At 63.9% G+C, this 17,325-nt stretch carries 13 protein-coding genes; 3 read left to right on the forward strand and 10 right to left on the reverse strand.

Going from position 1 to position 17,325, the window contains the following annotated elements; translation table 11 throughout:
* Positions 1 to 168: 168 nt before the first annotated feature.
* The 10 genes from DDQ68_RS02005 to DDQ68_RS02050 all read right to left on the reverse strand — a co-directional run bounded on the left by DDQ68_RS02005 (position 169) and on the right by DDQ68_RS02050 (position 14,454).
* On the reverse strand, positions 169 to 1,140 hold the full coding sequence (locus DDQ68_RS02005; protein WP_245897244.1) for a DUF2279 domain-containing protein: 972 nt from the start codon (positions 1,138 to 1,140) through the stop codon (positions 169 to 171).
* A 164-nt stretch (positions 1,141 to 1,304) separates the two neighbouring features.
* On the reverse strand, positions 1,305 to 1,604 hold the full coding sequence (locus tag DDQ68_RS02010) for a helix-turn-helix domain-containing protein (protein ID WP_109652713.1): 300 nt from the start codon (positions 1,602 to 1,604) through the stop codon (positions 1,305 to 1,307).
* A gap of 25 nt (positions 1,605 to 1,629) precedes the next feature.
* Positions 1,630 to 4,740 (reverse strand): efflux RND transporter permease subunit, encoded by a 3,111-nt coding sequence (locus DDQ68_RS02015; RefSeq protein WP_109652717.1) that lies wholly within the window; start codon positions 4,738 to 4,740, stop codon positions 1,630 to 1,632.
* Between the two features lie 151 nt (positions 4,741 to 4,891).
* Positions 4,892 to 6,028, reverse strand: a complete 1,137-nt coding sequence (locus tag DDQ68_RS02020) for an efflux RND transporter periplasmic adaptor subunit (RefSeq protein WP_109652719.1) — start codon at positions 6,026 to 6,028, stop codon at positions 4,892 to 4,894.
* 193 nt (positions 6,029 to 6,221) lie between these two features.
* Positions 6,222 to 7,796 (reverse strand): TolC family protein, encoded by a 1,575-nt coding sequence (locus tag DDQ68_RS02025; RefSeq protein WP_109652722.1) that lies wholly within the window; start codon positions 7,794 to 7,796, stop codon positions 6,222 to 6,224.
* Between the two features lie 308 nt (positions 7,797 to 8,104).
* A complete protein-coding gene (locus tag DDQ68_RS02030) occupies positions 8,105 to 9,649 on the reverse strand; it encodes a SulP family inorganic anion transporter (protein WP_109652725.1) in 1,545 nt (514 codons plus the stop codon).
* 359 nt (positions 9,650 to 10,008) lie between these two features.
* A complete protein-coding gene (locus DDQ68_RS02035; RefSeq protein WP_109652728.1) occupies positions 10,009 to 11,376 on the reverse strand; it encodes a HAMP domain-containing sensor histidine kinase in 1,368 nt (455 codons plus the stop codon).
* Positions 11,377 to 11,705: 329 nt separating this feature from the next.
* Positions 11,706 to 12,392, reverse strand: a complete 687-nt coding sequence (locus tag DDQ68_RS02040; RefSeq protein WP_109658288.1) for a response regulator transcription factor — start codon at positions 12,390 to 12,392, stop codon at positions 11,706 to 11,708.
* 262 nt (positions 12,393 to 12,654) lie between these two features.
* Complete coding sequence (locus tag DDQ68_RS02045) at positions 12,655 to 13,836, reverse strand: OmpA family protein (protein WP_245897246.1); 1,182 nt, start codon at positions 13,834 to 13,836, stop codon at positions 12,655 to 12,657.
* Positions 13,837 to 14,112: 276 nt separating this feature from the next.
* Positions 14,113 to 14,454, reverse strand: coding sequence for a tetratricopeptide repeat protein (locus DDQ68_RS02050; protein WP_109652731.1), 342 nt, complete (start codon positions 14,452 to 14,454; stop codon positions 14,113 to 14,115).
* A gap of 166 nt (positions 14,455 to 14,620) precedes the next feature.
* Here DDQ68_RS02050 and DDQ68_RS02055 point away from each other — a divergent pair, with 166 nt between their 5' ends.
* The 3 genes from DDQ68_RS02055 (at position 14,621) to DDQ68_RS02065 (ending at position 17,276) form a co-directional block, all read left to right on the forward strand.
* Positions 14,621 to 15,361: an electron transfer flavoprotein subunit beta/FixA family protein gene (locus DDQ68_RS02055; protein WP_109652734.1), complete on the forward strand. Its 741-nt coding sequence runs from the start codon at positions 14,621 to 14,623 to the stop codon at positions 15,359 to 15,361.
* Positions 15,362 to 15,486: 125 nt separating this feature from the next.
* Positions 15,487 to 16,464, forward strand: coding sequence for an electron transfer flavoprotein subunit alpha/FixB family protein (locus tag DDQ68_RS02060; protein ID WP_109652737.1), 978 nt, complete (start codon positions 15,487 to 15,489; stop codon positions 16,462 to 16,464).
* 191 nt (positions 16,465 to 16,655) lie between these two features.
* Complete coding sequence (locus DDQ68_RS02065; RefSeq protein WP_109652740.1) at positions 16,656 to 17,276, forward strand: bifunctional nuclease family protein; 621 nt, start codon at positions 16,656 to 16,658, stop codon at positions 17,274 to 17,276.
* Positions 17,277 to 17,325 lie beyond the last annotated feature (49 nt).

Raw genomic sequence — 17,325 nt, forward strand, 5'->3', positions numbered from 1 at the left:
GAGGTTAAAGATCTAGCGTACGCAATGATTGCAAGATGAAGATACAAAGCGTTTTTTAGGAGATTTCACAAAAAACACAGTTCAAATATTTATTAAAATATTGATTAATAGCTAGTTTATTTGCTAATTATTTTGCCCAGTGCCCGGCCCTAAAGCGGGCGGGGCGGCTTAGTCGGCGGCCGGGAGCAGCGGGTGGAAGCGCACGCCGTCGCGCGGGTTGAACTCAAGGGCCGGGGCCGGGAGCTTTATAAACTGGGAGGCCCCGAGCAGCATCCGGCCCGTGGAGCCGGCCGGCACGAGGCGGGCAAAGTCGGCGTCGGGCGAGAGGTAGAACTGGCGCACGCGCCGGAACTGCACCGGCCGGCCGTCGGCGCCGTACAGCGGCGGGTTGGCGTGGCCGCCCGTCAGGCCGCTGCCGCTGTAGCCCAGGTCCAGGTTCAGCCAGCGCGGGAAGGAGGGCCCCACGGGCAGCACCGACGCCACGTTTACCGAGAGCCAGTACTGCTGGCCGTTGTAGTCCTTCAGCATTTGGGCCCCGCGGGTGCGGCCCAGCAGCTCGGGCCGGTACTTGGCGTACAGGCTGCCGCTGAAGCCGTAGCGCAGGCTGGCCCGCTGCTCGCCGAAGCCGTACTGCTGGCCCGCGAACAAGGCAATGCCGGCCGCGTTGGCCGCCATGTCGCCCTTCGAGAAGCCCCAGCCCTGCGAGTAGCCGTCGAATACCTCGATGGTGCTTTGGTAGAGCAGTGCGATGAGGCCCCCGGTGAGGACGGCCGTGCGGTCGGGCACGCCGCTCCAGCGAAACAGCTCGTACTCGCCCCGGCTGATGGCGTAGGCCGTGGTGGCGTGGCCCACCTTGTCCATTTGCAGCCACTCGCCGTTGTCGTCGAAGGTGTGGAAGGGCACGCGCTTGGTGTACCAGGTTTTGCCCAGCAAATACGAAGTGAGGGCGTACACCACGGCCGTGCCCATCACCACGCCCACCAGCCGCCCGGTGTGTACGCCGCCGGCCGCCAGCGGGTCGGGCGGCAGTGGCGGGGGCGGGGTGGGCGGCAGGCCCTGGGCCACGGCCGGGGCCCCCAGCGCCGCGGCGGCCCACAGGGCACCGGTAAGCAGGCGCAGGGTACGGGGAATAACAAACACAGGCAGCGGCAGAAAAAAAACCAGCCGCCGGGGCCCCGGCGACGGCCGAAACTACGGCCCCCGGCGGGGTTTGGCTGCGGCCTGGGGCCCAAAACGCAAAAAGCGCCAGCCCCACCGGGCCGGCGCTTTTCTACTTTCGGCGGCTACGGGCCGCATCCCGGTACTTACGCGCCGGTGGGGCGGGGCTGCCCGGGGGCAACTGCCGCAGCCGGCACACGGGGCCCGCTGGCCGCGGCGCGGGCCTTGCGGTAGCGGCTGACGTGCGGCAGGTCCACGTGGCGCAGCTCGTCAGGGGTGGCCCCCAGCGCGTAGGCCAGCCGTTCCAGCATTTCCGCGCCGGGGGTGGCATGGCCCTGCTCGTAGCGGCTGAGGCCGTTGGCGGACAGGCCCACGTGCTGGGCCAGCGCCGCTTGGGAGAGCCGGGCCCGCCGCCGCAGGTAACGCAGGTTTTTGGCGATATGCATGGTTGGCGGGGGCCCTGGGGCGAGGTTATTTCTGCTTGCGGGCGCGCTCCAGCTTGCTGCTGTACACCCACTCGTACACGGTGGGCAGCACCAGCAGCGAGAGCACGGTGGCCGTAATGAGGCCCCCGATGACGACGATGGCCAGCGGCTTCTGGGTTTCGGAGCCAATGCCGTGGCTGAGGGCGGCGGGCAGCAAGCCCAGCGAGGCCATCAGGGCCGTCATCACCACCGGGCGCAGGCGGGTGCGGGCCCCGTCCTTGATGGCGGGTACCAGGTCCATCTTCTCGCGCAGGTTCTGGCGGAACTTGTTCACCAGAATCACACCGTCCTGCGTGGCCACCCCGAACAGGGCGATGAAGCCCACCCCGGCCGAGATGCTGAAGTTGGTGTGCGTGATGAGCAGCGCCGCGATGCCGCCGATGAGGGCAAACGGCACGTTGAGCAGCACCAGCGTCGAGTCCAGGGCGTTGCCAAACGAGATGAACAGGATGAAGAAGATGGCCAAAATGCTGATGGGCACCACGATGGCGAGCTGCTTCTGGGCGCGCTCCTGGTTCTCAAACTCGCCGTTCCACTGGGTGTGGTAGCCCTGAGGCAGGGCCACGTTTTTGGTCACCAGGGCCTGGGCCTCGGCAATGGTGCTGCCCAGGTCGCGGCCCCGCACCGAGAACTTCACGGCGATGAAGCGCGTGTTGTCTTCGCGGTAGATGAAGGCCGGGCCCGACACGTTCTGGATGGTGGCGATTTCACCGAGCTTGATTTTGCCGCCGTTCAGCGTGGGCACCGTCAGGTTGCCGATGGCGTCCATGTTCGAGCGGTACGACTGGTCGTAGCGCAGGCGCAGGTCGAACTTGCGCTCGCCCTCGTACACGGCGCTCACGGCCTTGCCCCCGATGGCCAGCTCAATCACGGCGTTGGCGTCGGCGGCGGCCACCCCGTACTGGGCCATCTTGTCGGGGTCGAGGGTGATGCGCAGCTCGGGCTGGCCCAGGTTGCGGAACACGCCCAGGTCCTCGATGCCCTTCACCTTCTTGAGCTGGTCGTACACTTGGGTGGCTCTCTTATCCAGAATGTCGAGGTCGGCGCCCGTAATTTTCACCGCAATGCTGCCCTTCACGCCCGACACGGCTTCCTCCACATTGTCGGAAATCGGCTGCGAGAAGTTAAAGTCCACGCCGCGGTATTGGGCCAGGGCCCCCTGCATCTCGGCAATCAGCTGGTCCTTTGTGATGTGGCGCTTCCACTCGTCGGCCGGGTACAGGTCCACGAAAAACTCCTGGTTGAAGAAGCCCGTGGCGTCGGTGCCGTCGTTGGGCCGTCCGGTTTGCGAAATTACGCCCCGCACCTCGGGGTACTTCTCAAACACCTGGCGGAACTTCTCGGTGTACTGGTAGCTGTCTTCCAGCGCGATGGAGAGCGGCATGGAGGCCCGCACGTAGATGGAGCCCTCGTTGAGGTGGGGCAGAAACTCAGTGCCCACGAAGTGGAACGAGCCCACGCCCACCACCAGCGCCAGCACGGCCACCGACATGGTGCGGCGCGGGTAGGCCATCACCTTGTCGAGCAGCGGCAGGTACGCTTTGTTGAGGCCCTCCAAGATGGGGTTGTGGCGCTCGCGCACGTTCTTTTTCAGCAGGATGGACGAGAGCACCGGCACCAGCGTGAGGGCCAGTAGCAGGGCCCCCAGCAGGGCAAAGCCCAGCGTGTAGGCCAGTGGCGAGAACAGCTTGCCCTCCACTTTCTGGAACGAGAAAATCGGAATTAACGCCGTGACGATGATGAGCTTGGAGGTGAAGATGGACTTGCCCATCTCGGTGCCCGTGTGCAAAATCCGGCTCAGCTTGGCGCGCTTGTTGAAGTTTTCCATGCCCTCGTGCTCGGCCCAGTGGGCCAGCATCACGAACAGGCCCTCCACCATTACCACGGCCCCGTCGATGATGATGCCGAAGTCAATAGCCCCGATGCTGAGGAGGTTGGCGCTCATCCCCTTGAGGCGCATCAGGATGAAGGCGAACAGCAGGGCCAGCGGAATAATCAGCGCCACGGTTACGGTCGTGCGCCAGTCGGCCAAAAAAAGTAGCAGGATGATGGTCACCAGCAAAATACCCATCGCCACGTTTTCGCCCACCGTGTGCAGCGTGTGGTTGTTCAGCTCCGAGCGGTCGTAGAACACCTTGATGCGCACGTCGCCGGGCAGCACCGTTTTGTTGAGGTAAGCGACCTTGGCCTCCAGCAAGGGCAGCACGGCGCCGGGGTTTTCGCCCTTGCGCATCAGCACGATGCCCTCCACCACGTCGTCGTCGTTGTCGCGCCCCACAATGCCCAGCGGGGGCAGAAACGAGGTTTGCACCGTGCCGATGTTGCGCACCAGCACCGGCACGCCGTTCACGTTCTTGATGATGATTTTCTCAATGTCGGGCACGTTTTTCACAATGCCGATGCCGCGCACCACAAACGCCTGCTGCCCCTCGCGCAAAATGTCGCCGCCCACGTTCACGTTGGCGCGTTGCAGGGCCTGGTACACGTCGAGGGCCGTCAGGCCGTACTTGTTGAGCAGGGCCGGGTTGGCGGCCACCTCAAAGGTGCGCACCTTGCCGCCGAAGCTCACCACGTCGGCCACGCCGGGCACGGCGCGCAGGTTTTTCTCAATCACCCAGTCCTCCAGCGTTTTAAGGTCGGTCACCGACTTCTGCTTCGAGGTGAGGGTGTAGCGGTAAATTTCGCCGGTGGGGCCCGTGGGGGGCTGCACGCCGGCCGTCACGCCGTCGGGCAGGTTCACGTTGGCCAGCTTCTGGGCCGTTTCCATGCGGGCGTTGAAGCCGTCGGTGCCGTCCTCGAACACAATTTTGATGAACGAGAGCCCGAACAGGTTGATGCTGCGGATGACCGTTTTGTGGGTCACCGAGTTCATCTCGGTTTCGATGGGGATGGAGATGAAGCGCTCCACTTCCTCGGCCGAGCGGCCCGGCCACTGGGTGATGATGACCACCTCGGTATTGGTCACGTCGGGGTAGGCCTCGACGGGGGTGTAGTAGAAGCTGATGGCCCCGGCAATGGCCACCAGCCCCGTCACGAAGAACACGACGTAGGGGTGGCGCAGCGAGAAGCCAATCAGGCCCTTGATGAATTTATTCATGGCAAACAAGAAGGCAAAGGGAGGGAGGGCAGGCGGCTGGCTTTTCGCCGGCTGCCCGCTAATCGTGGAGGCGGGGGAGCACCCTGGGGGCCCTGGCAATTACCGGGCAGCCGGCGAAAAGCCAGCCGCCCGGGCCGGGCCGTAGGGTTCCCTAGTTAGCGCTTAAGTCGTTGAATAACAATAAGCTGCCCTGAGTTACCACTTGGTCGTTGGCGTGCAGGCTGCCGGTCACGTAGGTGTAGCGGCTGGTGTTGCGTAGCACCTTCACGGGCACCAGCTCGTAGGATTTGCTGGCGTCGTCGCCCGACTTTAGCTCGGGCGTGCCCGGCCGGCGGCGGACGACGAAGTAGCGGTCGTTGCTGAAAATCACCGCCTTGGGGTTTACGGCCAGGGCCTGGCCGGGGCGCTGCAAGTTGAGGGTGATGCTGCAAAACATGTCGGGCTTGAGCAGGCCCCCCGGGTTGGGCAGTTCCACGCGGGCCTGGAGCACCTTGGTGTCGGCGTCCACTACGTTGCTGATGTTAGTGATGGTGCCCTTAAACGTGCGGTCGGGGTAGGCCAAAGCCGTGATGCTCACCGGCTGGCCCACCTTCACGGCGGCCACGTCGCTCTCGTACACGTTGAGCAGCACCCAGACGCGGCTCAGGTCTGAGATGGTGAAGAGCGGGGTGTTGTTGTCGGGCCGCAGCTGCATCCCGGCGTTGATATTGCGCTCCACGACGAAGCCGCTGGCGGGGGCCCGCACCACGTAGGTGGGCAGGGCCCCGCCGGTGCCCTGGGCGTTGCCGCCGTAAATTTTGAGTACCTGCGACGTGCGGTTCAGGGCCGAGCGGGTTTTTTCGAGCTGGGCTCGGGCGGCAATCAGGTCGTTCTGCGAGGCGAAGTTGGACTTGTAGAGCTGCTCGGTGTTGGCGGCGTTGCGCTCGGCCACGGCGTAGTCGGAGCGGGCCCCGTTGTAGTCGTTCTGGTAGCCGCTCACGTCGGCGCTTTGCACGCGGGCCAGGGCCTGGCCCTGCTGCACCTGCTGGCCCAGGGCGGCCGTCACGTCGAGCACGTTGCCGCTCACCACCGGAAACACCCGGTCCACGCGCCGCTGGTCGTAGCTCACCTTGCCGGTGAAGCGCAGCTCCTGGTCGGGGCTGCGCAGCAGCACCGTGTCGGTGCGGTAGCCCGAGCCCAGGTCTTTGGTATTAACGGGAAGCTTCTCTTCCGTTTTGCTTTGGCAACCAGATAAATAACCGGCCGCGCCCACAACCAGGAGCACGGGCAACAAATGGGAAATGCGCATTACAAGGAAAAAAGTAGCAGTTGCAAAAGGGGAGGATGGAGCCGCGCCGCGGGCCCCCAGGGGCGGGCAGCCGGCGAAAAGCTGGCTGCCCGCTAATCGTTGCAGCGGCTTGAACCGCAGCTTAGGGCCCCTGGGAAGTAGTCCAGCGATTACCGGGCAGCCGGCGAAAAGCCGGCAGCCCGGGATGGGGCCCCTAGTCTTTGAAGACGGGGGTATTGGTTACGAAATTGACTTGCTGCTTGGCCTGCTCCAGGCGGTTGCCGATGTCAATCAGGTTGAGCTGGGCGGCGTTGTAGGCCCGGAACTTGTCGATGAAGCTCACCAGATCAATCAGCCGGCGCTTGTAGTCGGCGGCGGCGTTGCGGCTCACGTCGGCGATGGTGGCCACGTATTCGGGCGTCACGCTGCTGCGCAGCTCGGTGGCGCGCTGCACCTGCTCCACGGCGGCGGCTACGTCCTGCTCCACCTGCAACTTATTCTGGTTCAGGCCCTGGGCGCTCTGCTGGATGCCCACCTGCGCCGCCTGAATGTTGCCCTGGTTGCGGTTGGCCACGGGCAGGTCGATGGCGGTTTGCAGGCCGTAGTAGTGGGCGTAGGCGTTGCCGTAGCTGGCGTAGTCGGCCCCGATGGTGAGCTTGGGCACGGCCAGCGCGTGCTGCAAGCGTAGGTTTTGCTCGGCGTAAGTGGTTTGCTTGGTGGCGGCGCGCAGGTCGGGCCGGTACTGGTAGGCCAGGGCCGTGAGGTCGGCCAGGGTGGGCAGGGTGGCGGGCGGCGCGGGCAGCAGGTCCTGGCCGATGGGGTCCACAAACGTGGTGCCCGGCAGCGCCAGAAACACGCGCAGCGCGGCCTCGTCCTGTCCGAGCTGGGTGAGCTGATCGGAGCGGTCCTTTTCCAGGCTCTGGCGCTCCAGCTCCAGGCGCGTCACCTCGAAGCCGGCCACCGTGCCCAGCCGCAGCTGCTCGCGGAAGCCCACCAGCAGGCGCGCCAACTGGTCGCGCTGGTCGCGCAGCAAGTCCAGCTTGCGCCGCTCGGCCACCACGTTAAAAAACGTTTGCGAAAGCTGGAAGCGCGAGTTGCGCAGCAAATCCTCAAAGGCGGCCTGCTGCACCTCGGCGTTGGTGCTGCTGAGCTGCACCAGCTTGGCGCGGCTGCCCGAAAGGTTGAGGAGCTGCTGCAATTGCAGTATTACCGTGTTGCCGGTGGGGTTGTTAGGATCGAGGGCTTTATCGGCGCCAAACGGGAAAAACTGCCGCGTGCTGGGGTTGTAAGCGTTGACTTCGGCCGATAGGTTGGGGTTGTCGCGCAGGGCCGACTGCACTACTGTGGCCTGCGCCAGGTTCACATTGAAGCGCTGGGCCAGCAACTGGAAGTTGGTTTGCACGAACTGCTGCTGCGCTTCTGGTAGCGTGAGGCGCAGCGTGTCGGCGGTTCCCAGCGCCGCCCGGATGGGCACGCCGGCGGGCATGCCCGGCACCACGGGGTACTGGCCGTAGCCGGGGCTGCCGGCCACCGGCGCGGGGCCGGCCTGGCCGGGCTGGGCCAGCTGGTTGCTGGGCAGGGCCCCGGCGGCGGGCGTTTGGCCGGGGGCCTGGGCCGGGCGGCCGGTGGGCTGGCCCGGGGTGGCCGGTAGGGCATTAGGGGTGCCGGCCTGGGGGCGCGACATGCTCGACTGGGGCCGGGGGGTGGCCATGCGCTGGGCCCGGCCCAGGCCCGGCAGCAGCCCCAGCCCGCCAGCTACAGCCAGGGTTTGGAAAAAACGTGCGTTCAATCGCATAAAAACACGCCGGCCCAACGGCCGGCCAGCAACAAGAAAGGGGTGAAGGGGCTCCGGGGCAGCGCTGCCCCGAAGACTTACACAAAATTCCTGTGGCCGTATTAGACCGGGATTAGAGGCACATTAGAGGCGGATTAGAATTCATCTTTTTTGCAAAAAAAAGAGGGCCCCGGGGCCCTCTTTTGATTTTATTGCTCTGCTGGCTGCAAATCTGTGCTGCAAGCCTGTGCTTGTCGTCCTCGGGGAACCTCACGGGACCCCAAGCGCAAGTCCAAGCGCAGCTTAGCGGCACAGTAAATCGTTTAGTACATCACGTTGGCCCCAGATACGGTGTAGAGCGGGTCTTCCTCGATGTTGACGTCGACTAGGGGCCCGGCCTGGCCCAGCAGGCGCCGCGAGTCGGGGCTGAGGTGGCGCAGGCGCACGGTTTTGCCCAGGCGCTGGTAGCGCTCGGTGAGCTTGTGCAACGCGTCGATGGCCGACATATCCGCCACCCGGCTCTCTTTGAAGTCGATGATGACCTCGGCGGGGTCGTCGGCTACGTCGAACTTCTCGCCGAAAGCCTGCGCCGAGCCGAAGAACAGGGGCCCGAAGATTTCGTAGTGCCGCACGCCGGCCGCGTCCACGTGCTTGCGGGCCCGGATGCGCCTGGCGTTTTCCCAGGCAAAGGCCAGGGCCGACACCACCACGCCCAGCAGTACGGCCAGCGCCAGGTTCTGCGACACGGCTGTGACGATGGTTACGAGTAGCATCACCAGCACGTCGGTGCGGGGCATGCGGCGCAAAATGCGCAGGCTAGCCCACTCAAACGTGCCGATGACGACCATGAACATCACGCCCACCAGCGCCGCCAGCGGCAGCCGCTCGATGAGCCCCGCGCCTGCCACCACAAACAGCGCCAGGGCCCCCGCCGCCACCACGCCCGAGAGCCGCCCGCGCCCGCGCGACTCCAGGTTGACCATCGTTTGGCCAATCATAGCGCAGCCGCCCATGCCGCCGGTCAGGCCCGAGGCCACGTTGGCCAGGCCCTGGGCTACGCAATCCTGGTTGCCGCGGCCGCGGGTGTCGGTCATCTCATCCACCACCGTCAGCGTCAGCAGGCTTTCGGTGAGGCCCACCAGTGCCATAATGAAGGCGTAGGGCCCCACCAGCGCTAGCGTGGCCCACGTGAAGGGCACCTGCGGCACGTGCAACGTGGGCAGCCCGCCAGCAATGGAGGCAATATCGCCCACCGATTTCGTGTGCAGCCCGCCCAAAATCACGAGCGCCGACACGACGACAATGGCCACTAGCGAAGGAGGCACAGCCTTCGTCAGCCGGGGCAGGAAGTATATAATAGCCATGGTAAGGGCCACCAGCCCCGCCATCAGCAGTAGCGGGGCCCCCACCAGCCAGTGCTCGGCGCCGGCCGTGTCGCGCACCTTGAACTGCTCCAGTTGCGCCATGAAGATGATGACCGCCAAGCCGTTGACGAAGCCGTACACCACCGGCTGCGGCACCAGCCGGATGAACTTGCCCAGCCGCAGCAGCCCGATGCCGATTTGAATGAGGCCCATCAGCACCACGGCCACGAACAGGTATTCGATGCCGTGCTGCGCCACCAGGGCCACAATAACGACGGCCACCGAACCGGCCGCGCCCGATATCATGCCCGGCCTCCCACCGAATACGCTGGTGATTAAACAAATAACGAAGGCCGAGCCGATGCCCACCAGCGGGCTAATGTGGGCTAGCAGCGCAAACGCCACCACCTCGGGCACCAGGGCGAGGGCGGTGGTCAGGCCCGCCAGCACTTCATTTTTAGCGTTGTGTTTGTACTGGGTGAAATACGAAAGTTGCAATTGCATACAAAGGGTAAAGAACGGCCACAAGAAAAGCCGCACGCTCCCGGCAGGAAGCGGCGGCCGGAGGATTCCAAACCGATTTTCAGGGCGGCGTGAGCCAAAAAATTAACGAAAGTGCGAAGGGCATAAAAGAGGAATGCGCACAAAAGTACGGCGGTGCTTTGGCCGGGCCCCCAGCTGAAGCACCGCTGGGGGGGCCGGCCAAGGCAAGCCAAATGCGAGGCGGCACTCCGCGCAAATCGTACCGGGTAACGCAGTGTGGCTTAAATTAGAACGAGTTGGCCAGCGTCAGGGTTGGCCGCGGCAGCTTAGCGAACCTTGTTGTACGGGATTGCATTTCCGCTGGCCTGGCCCAGGGGCCCCTAGGCCGGTAGCCACACCTCGGCCACGGTGCCCCGGCCGGGGTCCGATTGCAGGGCCAGGGTGCCGCTGTGCAGCTCCACGATGCGGCGAGCCAGTGGCAGGCCCACGCCGTGGCCCACCACGCCCCGCGCATCGGCGGCCCGGAAGAATGGCTGGAACACGTTGGCCAAGTCATCGGGGGCGATGCCGGGGCCTGCGTCGGCCACTTCCAGGCGAAAGCCACCCGCCTGGCAGCGCAAGCGCAGGTCTACGGCGGCGGCGGCTGGCGAGTACTTCAGGGCGTTGTCGACGAGGTTGCCCACAGCCCGGGCCAGCAGGGCCCGGTGCCCGACGATTTCCAGCGCGGCCGGGTCGTCGGGCAGGGGCCCCAGGTCGACGCGCACGCGCCCGCGCTGGGCCGGCGGCAGGGCCCCGCGCACCTCCCACAGCAGCTCGTCAAGGCGCACTTCCTCGGTAAGGGCCCCGGCGGCGTCGGCCTGGGCCATGTCCAGTAAGTTGTTGATGAGGGTTTTGAGCTGCTGTAATTCGGCTAGCACCGAGGCGGCGCCCTCGCGGTAGGCAGCCGGCTCGCGCGCGCGCGCAAGCAGCACCTGCAGCTCGCCGATGCTGGCCGTGAGCGGCGTGCGCAGCTCGTGCGAGGCGTTGCGCACGAAGGTGCGCTGGCCCTCAAAGCTGGTCTCGAGCCGGGCCAGCAGGCGGTTGAAGGTGCGGGCGAGGCGCGTCAGCTCGTCGCGCTCGGAGGTGCGCAGCGGGGTTTCGTCCACGCGCCGGTGCAGGTCCTGGGCCGTAATGCGGTCTACTTGGTCGTTGAGGGCCGCGATGGGGGCCAGCGCCCGCCCCGCAAACCCCCGCCCGGTCAGGTAAATCATCAGCAGGCTCACCACAAATACCACCCCCATGATGCTGGCCAGGTACTCCAGGCGCTGGTCCCCGTACGTGTTTTCGGCCGCGGCCACAATGATATAGTCGCCCTGGTTGTCGCGGTAAAAGATGCCCACTGCCTGCCGGGGCCCCAGCGTAAAGTACAATTCCTTGGAGGCCACAATGCGCGCCAGTATGGCGTCGGAGAGTTGCACCCGGTGGTCGGCGGCTACGAAGCGCACCCGCATCTGGTCGTCGTACACCTGCAAAATCTCGTTGTTGAGGGATTGCAGGTACTTCTTTTCGAAGTCGCGGAAGGCCTCGGCGCGCATCTCATCTTTTTTCAGGTAGATGTAGCCCGTCACCTGGGCCCGCTCGCGCAGCCGCTGCCGGAACTCGCGCCGCGTGTAGCTCTCCTGCAAGGCAAACACGCCCGCTAGCACGGCCAGCAGCAGCACCGCCACCACGCCCAGAAACAGCCACGTCAGCCGGTTGCGAATGGTCATTCTTTGATAATATGAAAAATATGAAAATGTACTGAATATGAAAGATGTACTTACCGGTTAATTTGGCAAATACGAAAAGGCAAAAATCATTGCCCTTGCTTGGTTACAAAGGCATTTTCACATTCAGCACATCTACTAAGTACCTGTTGGTAAATAGTTTATGTTAAAACAAACGGCTATGCTGAGCTTGTTTAAGCATATATCCACGTAACTAACTCTAAATGTTGTAGTTATTCCCGAATGAGAGATGCTTCGACTGCGCTTAGCATGACGTTCTTTACATCAAACTAATTAGCAACGGGTACTTACATCTACCACATTGTAAAGAATTATTCTTCCCGCATCACGTATCCCATGCCCACTACGGTGTGAATCAACTTCTTATTGAAGCCTTTGTCCACTTTGTTGCGCAGGTAGTTCACGTACACGTCAATCACATTCGAGCCCGTGTCGAACGACTCTTCCCAGGTGTGCTCAGCAATTTCGCCCCGGCTCAGCACGCGGCCCTGGTGGCGCAGCAGCAGCTCCAGCAGGTTGAATTCGCGGGCGGTGAGCTTGACGGGCTGGCCGGCCCGCACCACGGTTTTAGCGGCCGTGTCCATGGTTAGGTCGGCCAAGTGCAGCTGGTTGCCCTTGGCCCCGGGGCCCTGGCCGCGGCGGCGCGTGAGGGCCCGCACCCGGGCCAGCAGTTCCACAAAGTCGAAGGGCTTCACCAGGTAGTCGTCGGCCCCACCGTCGAAGCCCAGCAGCTTGTCCTCGGTGGTGCCCAGGGCCGTGAGCATGAGGATGGGCAGGTTTTGGTCTTGGGCGCGCACGGCCCGCAGCACCTCCAGCCCGCTCTGGCCGGGCAGAATCACGTCCAGAATCAGCAGGTCAAATTCCTGGTCTAGGGCCAGGCGCTGGCCGTAGGGCCCGTCGTAGGCCACGGCCACGTCGTAGCCCTCCTCCTCCAGCCCGCGCCGGATGAAGGCCGACACCTTGGGTTCGTCTTCGACCAGCAGAATCTTCGTTGCCATGGCCCGCAAAGAAAGCGCCCGGCCGTCCATGCGGCCCGCCCCGGGGCCCAAAAAAGTCCCGGCCGCAACCGGCCGGGGCTCAAAAAGGACAATAAATGCCGGGGCGCTACGGCCCGACAAAGGGTCGCGGCGACGCCTGAGGCCTCTTATTTCGTCGTCACGCGCACGTCCACCCGGCGGTTTTGCTGGCGGCCGTCGGGCGTGTCGTTGCTGGCCATGGGGTGGGCCACGCCGTAGCCTTCCGCGGTGAGGCGGCCGGTGGTCACACGCCCAGGCCCTCCAGTTTGGCCAGCACGGCGGCGGCCCGCTGGCCCGAAAGCTTCAGGTTCGAAGCCGCATTGCCGCGGGTGTCGGTGTAGCCACCCAGTTTCAGCTTTACGGCCGGGTAGGTTTTCAGGATGGCGGCCACGTTGCCAAGCTGCTCCTGCGAATCGGGCAGCAAGTCGCTGGTGCCGGTTTGGAACAGCAAGCGGTCGAGCGAGAACCAGGTGGTCTTGTCCACCGCCTTGCTTTTGTCTTCGATGAACGCCACCAGCCGCCGCTCCACGCCGTTGGCGGGTACTTGCAGGGCGGTGCCGTCGGCCAGTTTCAGCTCGCCCAGGGTGCCCAGTTTGTTCCACCCGGCCTTCAGGGCCAGTTCGGCCGAGTCGAGGGCCGCGCCCGCCGTGGCGCCCAGCGTGCGGGTGGTACCGGACGGGCTAGTGGTGGTATCGACGGTGGGGGTAGCTGCGGGCGTGTTGTTGCGGCCCTTCAGGAAATAAATCAGCCCCGCAATAACTGCCAGCACCAGCAGAATGAGCGGCCAGCGCGAGCTGCCGCCCGTGGGGGCCGGCTCGGGAATTACCGTGCGCACCGGGCTAGGCAGGGGCGGGGCGGCGGTGGGCGCTGGGGCCCCCAGGCCACTGGCAAAGCTGGATGCGGTGGCGCCCAGGCCCTCCAGCCCCACCAGCCCGGCCAGGCTGCTGAGGCCACTGGGCAGCTTGGCCATTACCTGGGTTTTCAGGCTCTGCAACATGCTCGATAAGACGCTGGCGTCTAGGCTATCGGTGCTGGTATGCTGCCCTAGCAGGCCCAGGATGGCCGGCCCGGCCATGTCCATCAACGAGCCTGCTGAAGCCGACGATACCCCAGCGTAATTACCAAGCGCGGAAGCCACCGCGCCGGTGATGCCCGCGTTGCCAAACAGCGACGCGAGCAGGCCGGGGCCCGTAGCTCCCGCGTCGCTGCTGCCGCTGCTTAGCAGGTCCAGCAGGCCGCTGGGGGCGGCCAGGTGGCTGCCCTCGGTCTGGTAGGCTTGTTGGCTGAGGGCCAGGGTTTCCTGGGCCCCGCCCGGGGTGCTGGCGCGGTTGATAACGGCGCCCAGCACCAGCGGAATGATGCCACCCGGTGCTCTCTGCACCGCCCCTTCGCTCTCGCCGAGCTTGGCCGCTACACCGCCCGCCAACTGGCTAGAGAATAGATCTTTGATTGTGCTCAGAAAATCTGCAGTTAGTAAGGAATGGATGGGTGAAAGACATGATAATGAGCATCTAAATATATAAATGTAATGCCAGCGTGTAACAAAAGCCCCGAGTTGTTCTATTCTATCTCTAGCCTGGGTAGCTCCCGCCCGGGCGTATTTACTCTGCTCGCTGGGCCCCGGGACTCACTAAAAAAGACCGCCCAGCTTGGCTAGGCGGTCTTTTTTGTGAGCCCTAGGGCTCAAGTGGTTCCGTGCGTTTTAGTCTTCGTCCTCGTAGTCCAAGCCCAGGCAGCTGTTTAGCGCCTGTTGCAGCTCGCTGGCGGCGTGCAGCTGGCCGGCCTTGCGGCTCACCACCAAGCCTTTGCGGTACACCTGCTCGGCCTCGTCCTTGCGGCCGAAGCCTTCGAGCAGCTTGCCGGCGTGGTAGTAAGTGCCCACGTAGTCGGGGTGTTCGGCCAGGAGTTTTTGGTAGTATTCCCAGGCCACCAGGGGCTCGGCGGCGCGGTATTCGGTGGCCAGGGCGTAGGCGGTGAACGGGTCGGCGGGGTCGTTGGCGTAAAAGGCCAGCAGTTGTTCTAAACGGGTGGGGGCGGCGCTCATCGGAATGGGAGATTTGGCTATCTTTGGGCCGGCAAAAGTGCGGCTTTTACGCCGCATATTAACGGTAGCGCTTACCGGGGCCCCACGGATGAACCTCTGCGGTGCGCGGCCGGTTATTATGCATGCCGCTTATTTTGCGCTCTCTGCTCACTCAAATTCTGCCTAGATGAAGTTTCTGGTTTGCATTTCCAACGTGCCCGACACGACCACCAAAATCAGCTTTACGCCCGATAACAAGGAGTTCAACAAAGCCGGGGTACAGTTCGTCATCAACCCCTGGGACGAATACGCCCTCACCCGCGCCATCGAGCTGAAGGAGGCCAACGCCGGCAGCACTGTGACGGTGCTGAACGTGGGCGAGGCCGACACCGAGCCTAATATCCGCAAGGCTTTGGCCATCGGGGCCGACGACGCCATTCGCGTCAACGCTGCCCCGCAGGACGCCTTTTTCGTGGCCGAGCAGATTGCGGCTGTGGCTAAAGACGGCGGCTACGACGTGATTCTGATGGGCAAGGAAAGCATCGACTACAACGGCTTCCAGGTGCACGGCATGGTGGGCGAGCTGCTCGGCATCCCCACGGTAGCCCCGGCCATGAAACTGGACCTGGCTGGCACCACCGCCACGCTGGAGCGCGAGATTGAGGGCGGCAAGGAGATTGTGGAAGTGAGCACGCCCTTTGTGGCCTCGTGCCAGCAGCCCATGTGCGAGCCCCGCATCCCCAACATGCGCGGCATCATGACGGCCCGCACCAAGCCCCTGAAGGTGGTGCCCCCAGTGGGCGACCCCGCCCGCACTCAGGTGGCCGAATTTGCGTTGCCCCCCAAGAAGCAGGGCGTCAAGCTTATCGACGCTGCCAACGCTGGCGAGCTTATCAAGCTGCTGCGCAACGAAGCCAAAGTCATTTAATTCTATTTGTCATGCTGACGAAGGAAGCATCTTATCACGGCTGCTTTCGTCGCAATCACTAATTCTAACGGCGCCAGCGTGATAAGGTCCTTCGCTGCGCTCAGGATGACAAAAAAGTAAAAATCATGTCCGTTCTAGTAGTTGTTGAATGCGCCGAGGGCGAAGTTAAAAAGTCGTCGCTTGAAGTGGCCACCTACGGGGCCCGGGTGGCCGCCATGTTGGGCACCACGGCCACGGCCATCGCCGTGGGCGAGGCCACGGAAGCCAGCCTGGCCAAGCTCGGTGAGCAGGGCATCACGAAAGTGCTGTACGACGCTGAGCCCCGCCTCAAGGATTTTGTGAACAACGCCTACACTAAGCTCATCGCCACGGCGGCCGAGCAGGAGGGGGTCCAGGTGCTGGTGCTGGCCAATTCCAACATCGGTGCTTCGGTGGGCTCGCGCCTGTCGGTGCGCCTCAAGGCCAGCCTGGCCACCAACGTGGTGGAGTTGCCCAAAACCGACGGCGGCCAGTTCGTGGTGAAGCGCGGCGCGTTTTCGGGTAAGGCGTTTTCGGATGTGGTGCTGAGCGGCGACCGCAAAATCGTTGCCGTGAAAAAGAACAGCCTGGAGGCCCGGCACGAGGCTGGCAAAACCGCCGAGGTGGTGGCCTTCGCCGCCCAGCTCACCGACGCCGACTTTGCCGACGCGCCCAAGCAAGTAGTGATGCAGGAGCAAACCGGCGGCGTGCTGCTGCCCGAGGCCGCACTCGTGGTATCGGGCGGCCGCGGCATGAAGGGCCCCGAGAACTGGCACCTCATCGAGGAGCTGGCCCAGGCCCTGCACGCCGGCACCGCCTGCTCGAAGCCGGTGAGCGACGTGGACTGGCGCCCTCACCACGAGCACGTGGGCCAAACGGGCATCACCATTTCGCCCAACCTGTACATCGCCTGCGGCATTTCGGGCGCCATCCAGCACCTGGCCGGCGTGAACAGCTCGAAGGTCATCGTGGTCATCAATAAAGACCCTGAGGCGCCGTTTTTCAAAGCCGCCGACTACGGCATTGTGGGCGACGTGTTCGACGTGCTGCCCAAGCTGACGGCCGCCGTAAAAGAATTGAACTAGCCCCGCGGGGCCGGTAAGAACCTGGGGCCCCGGAACATATTCCGGGGCCCCAGGTTCTTTTTTTTGGGCGGCACGCTATTCTTCCGGGCCGTTCTCCTTTATTTGCCGTAACGTTCAACTATTCATCCTACCTTCTAAGGCCCCCCGTTCGCCCGGGGCCCCAACCGCAGGTCAGCGGTAGCCAACTTCCCTTGAAAAAAATCCAGCTTGAAATTTTAGGCCTTTCCTCCAGCCAGTCGCAGTCCGGCTCTTTCGCCCTGATCCTGGGCGAGAAGCACGGCAACCGCCGCTTGCCCATCATCATCGGCATGTTTGAGGCCCAGAGCATCGCCATCCAGATTGAGAAAATCAGCCCTACCCGGCCGCTGACGCACGATTTGTTCAAGGCTTTCGCCGAACACGTGCACGTGGCCATCATCGAGGTGGTGATTTCCGACCTCAAAGAGGGCGTGTTTTACTCGCGCATTGTGTGCTCGGATGGTGCCACCACGTTTGAGATTGACGCCCGGCCCTCCGATGCCATCGCCATCGGCCTGCGCTTCGACGTGCCCATCTTCACGGTGGAAAGTGTGCTGAGCGAAGCCGGTATCATCCTGTCCGACCTTGATGAGGGCGGTGAGGAAACCGACGATGACGACGATGACGACACCGACGGCGAAAAGGAAACCCCCAAGGCCCCGCGCCCCACCGAGCCCAGCGGCCAGGTGCCGGTCGAAGAGCTCAGCAAGATGCTGAGCCAGGCCCTTGAAAAGGAGGATTACGAAAAAGCCGCCAAAATCCGCGACGAGCTCAACAAGCGCAACGGCCAGTAGGGCCCCCGCTGTTTGTACCAATAGCGCCTTTCCCGCCCGGAGAGGCGCT

Origin of the sequence: Hymenobacter nivis (assembly GCF_003149515.1) — a bacterium.
Lineage (GTDB): Bacteria > Bacteroidota > Bacteroidia > Cytophagales > Hymenobacteraceae > Hymenobacter > Hymenobacter nivis.

Coding starts and splice junctions, on each gene's coding strand:
- DDQ68_RS02010 (WP_109652713.1), bottom strand. CDS start 1,604: ATGCATATCGCCAAAAACCTGCGTTACCTGCGGCGGCGGGCCCGGCTC.
- DDQ68_RS02015 (WP_109652717.1), bottom strand. CDS start 4,740: ATGAATAAATTCATCAAGGGCCTGATTGGCTTCTCGCTGCGCCACCCC.
- DDQ68_RS02020 (WP_109652719.1), bottom strand. CDS start 6,028: ATGCGCATTTCCCATTTGTTGCCCGTGCTCCTGGTTGTGGGCGCGGCC.
- DDQ68_RS02030 (WP_109652725.1), bottom strand. CDS start 9,649: ATGCAATTGCAACTTTCGTATTTCACCCAGTACAAACACAACGCTAAA.
- DDQ68_RS02035 (WP_109652728.1), bottom strand. CDS start 11,376: ATGACCATTCGCAACCGGCTGACGTGGCTGTTTCTGGGCGTGGTGGCG.
- DDQ68_RS02040 (WP_109658288.1), bottom strand. CDS start 12,392: ATGGCAACGAAGATTCTGCTGGTCGAAGACGAACCCAAGGTGTCGGCC.
- DDQ68_RS02050 (WP_109652731.1), bottom strand. CDS start 14,454: ATGAGCGCCGCCCCCACCCGTTTAGAACAACTGCTGGCCTTTTACGCC.
- DDQ68_RS02055 (WP_109652734.1), top strand. CDS start 14,621: ATGAAGTTTCTGGTTTGCATTTCCAACGTGCCCGACACGACCACCAAA.
- DDQ68_RS02060 (WP_109652737.1), top strand. CDS start 15,487: ATGTCCGTTCTAGTAGTTGTTGAATGCGCCGAGGGCGAAGTTAAAAAG.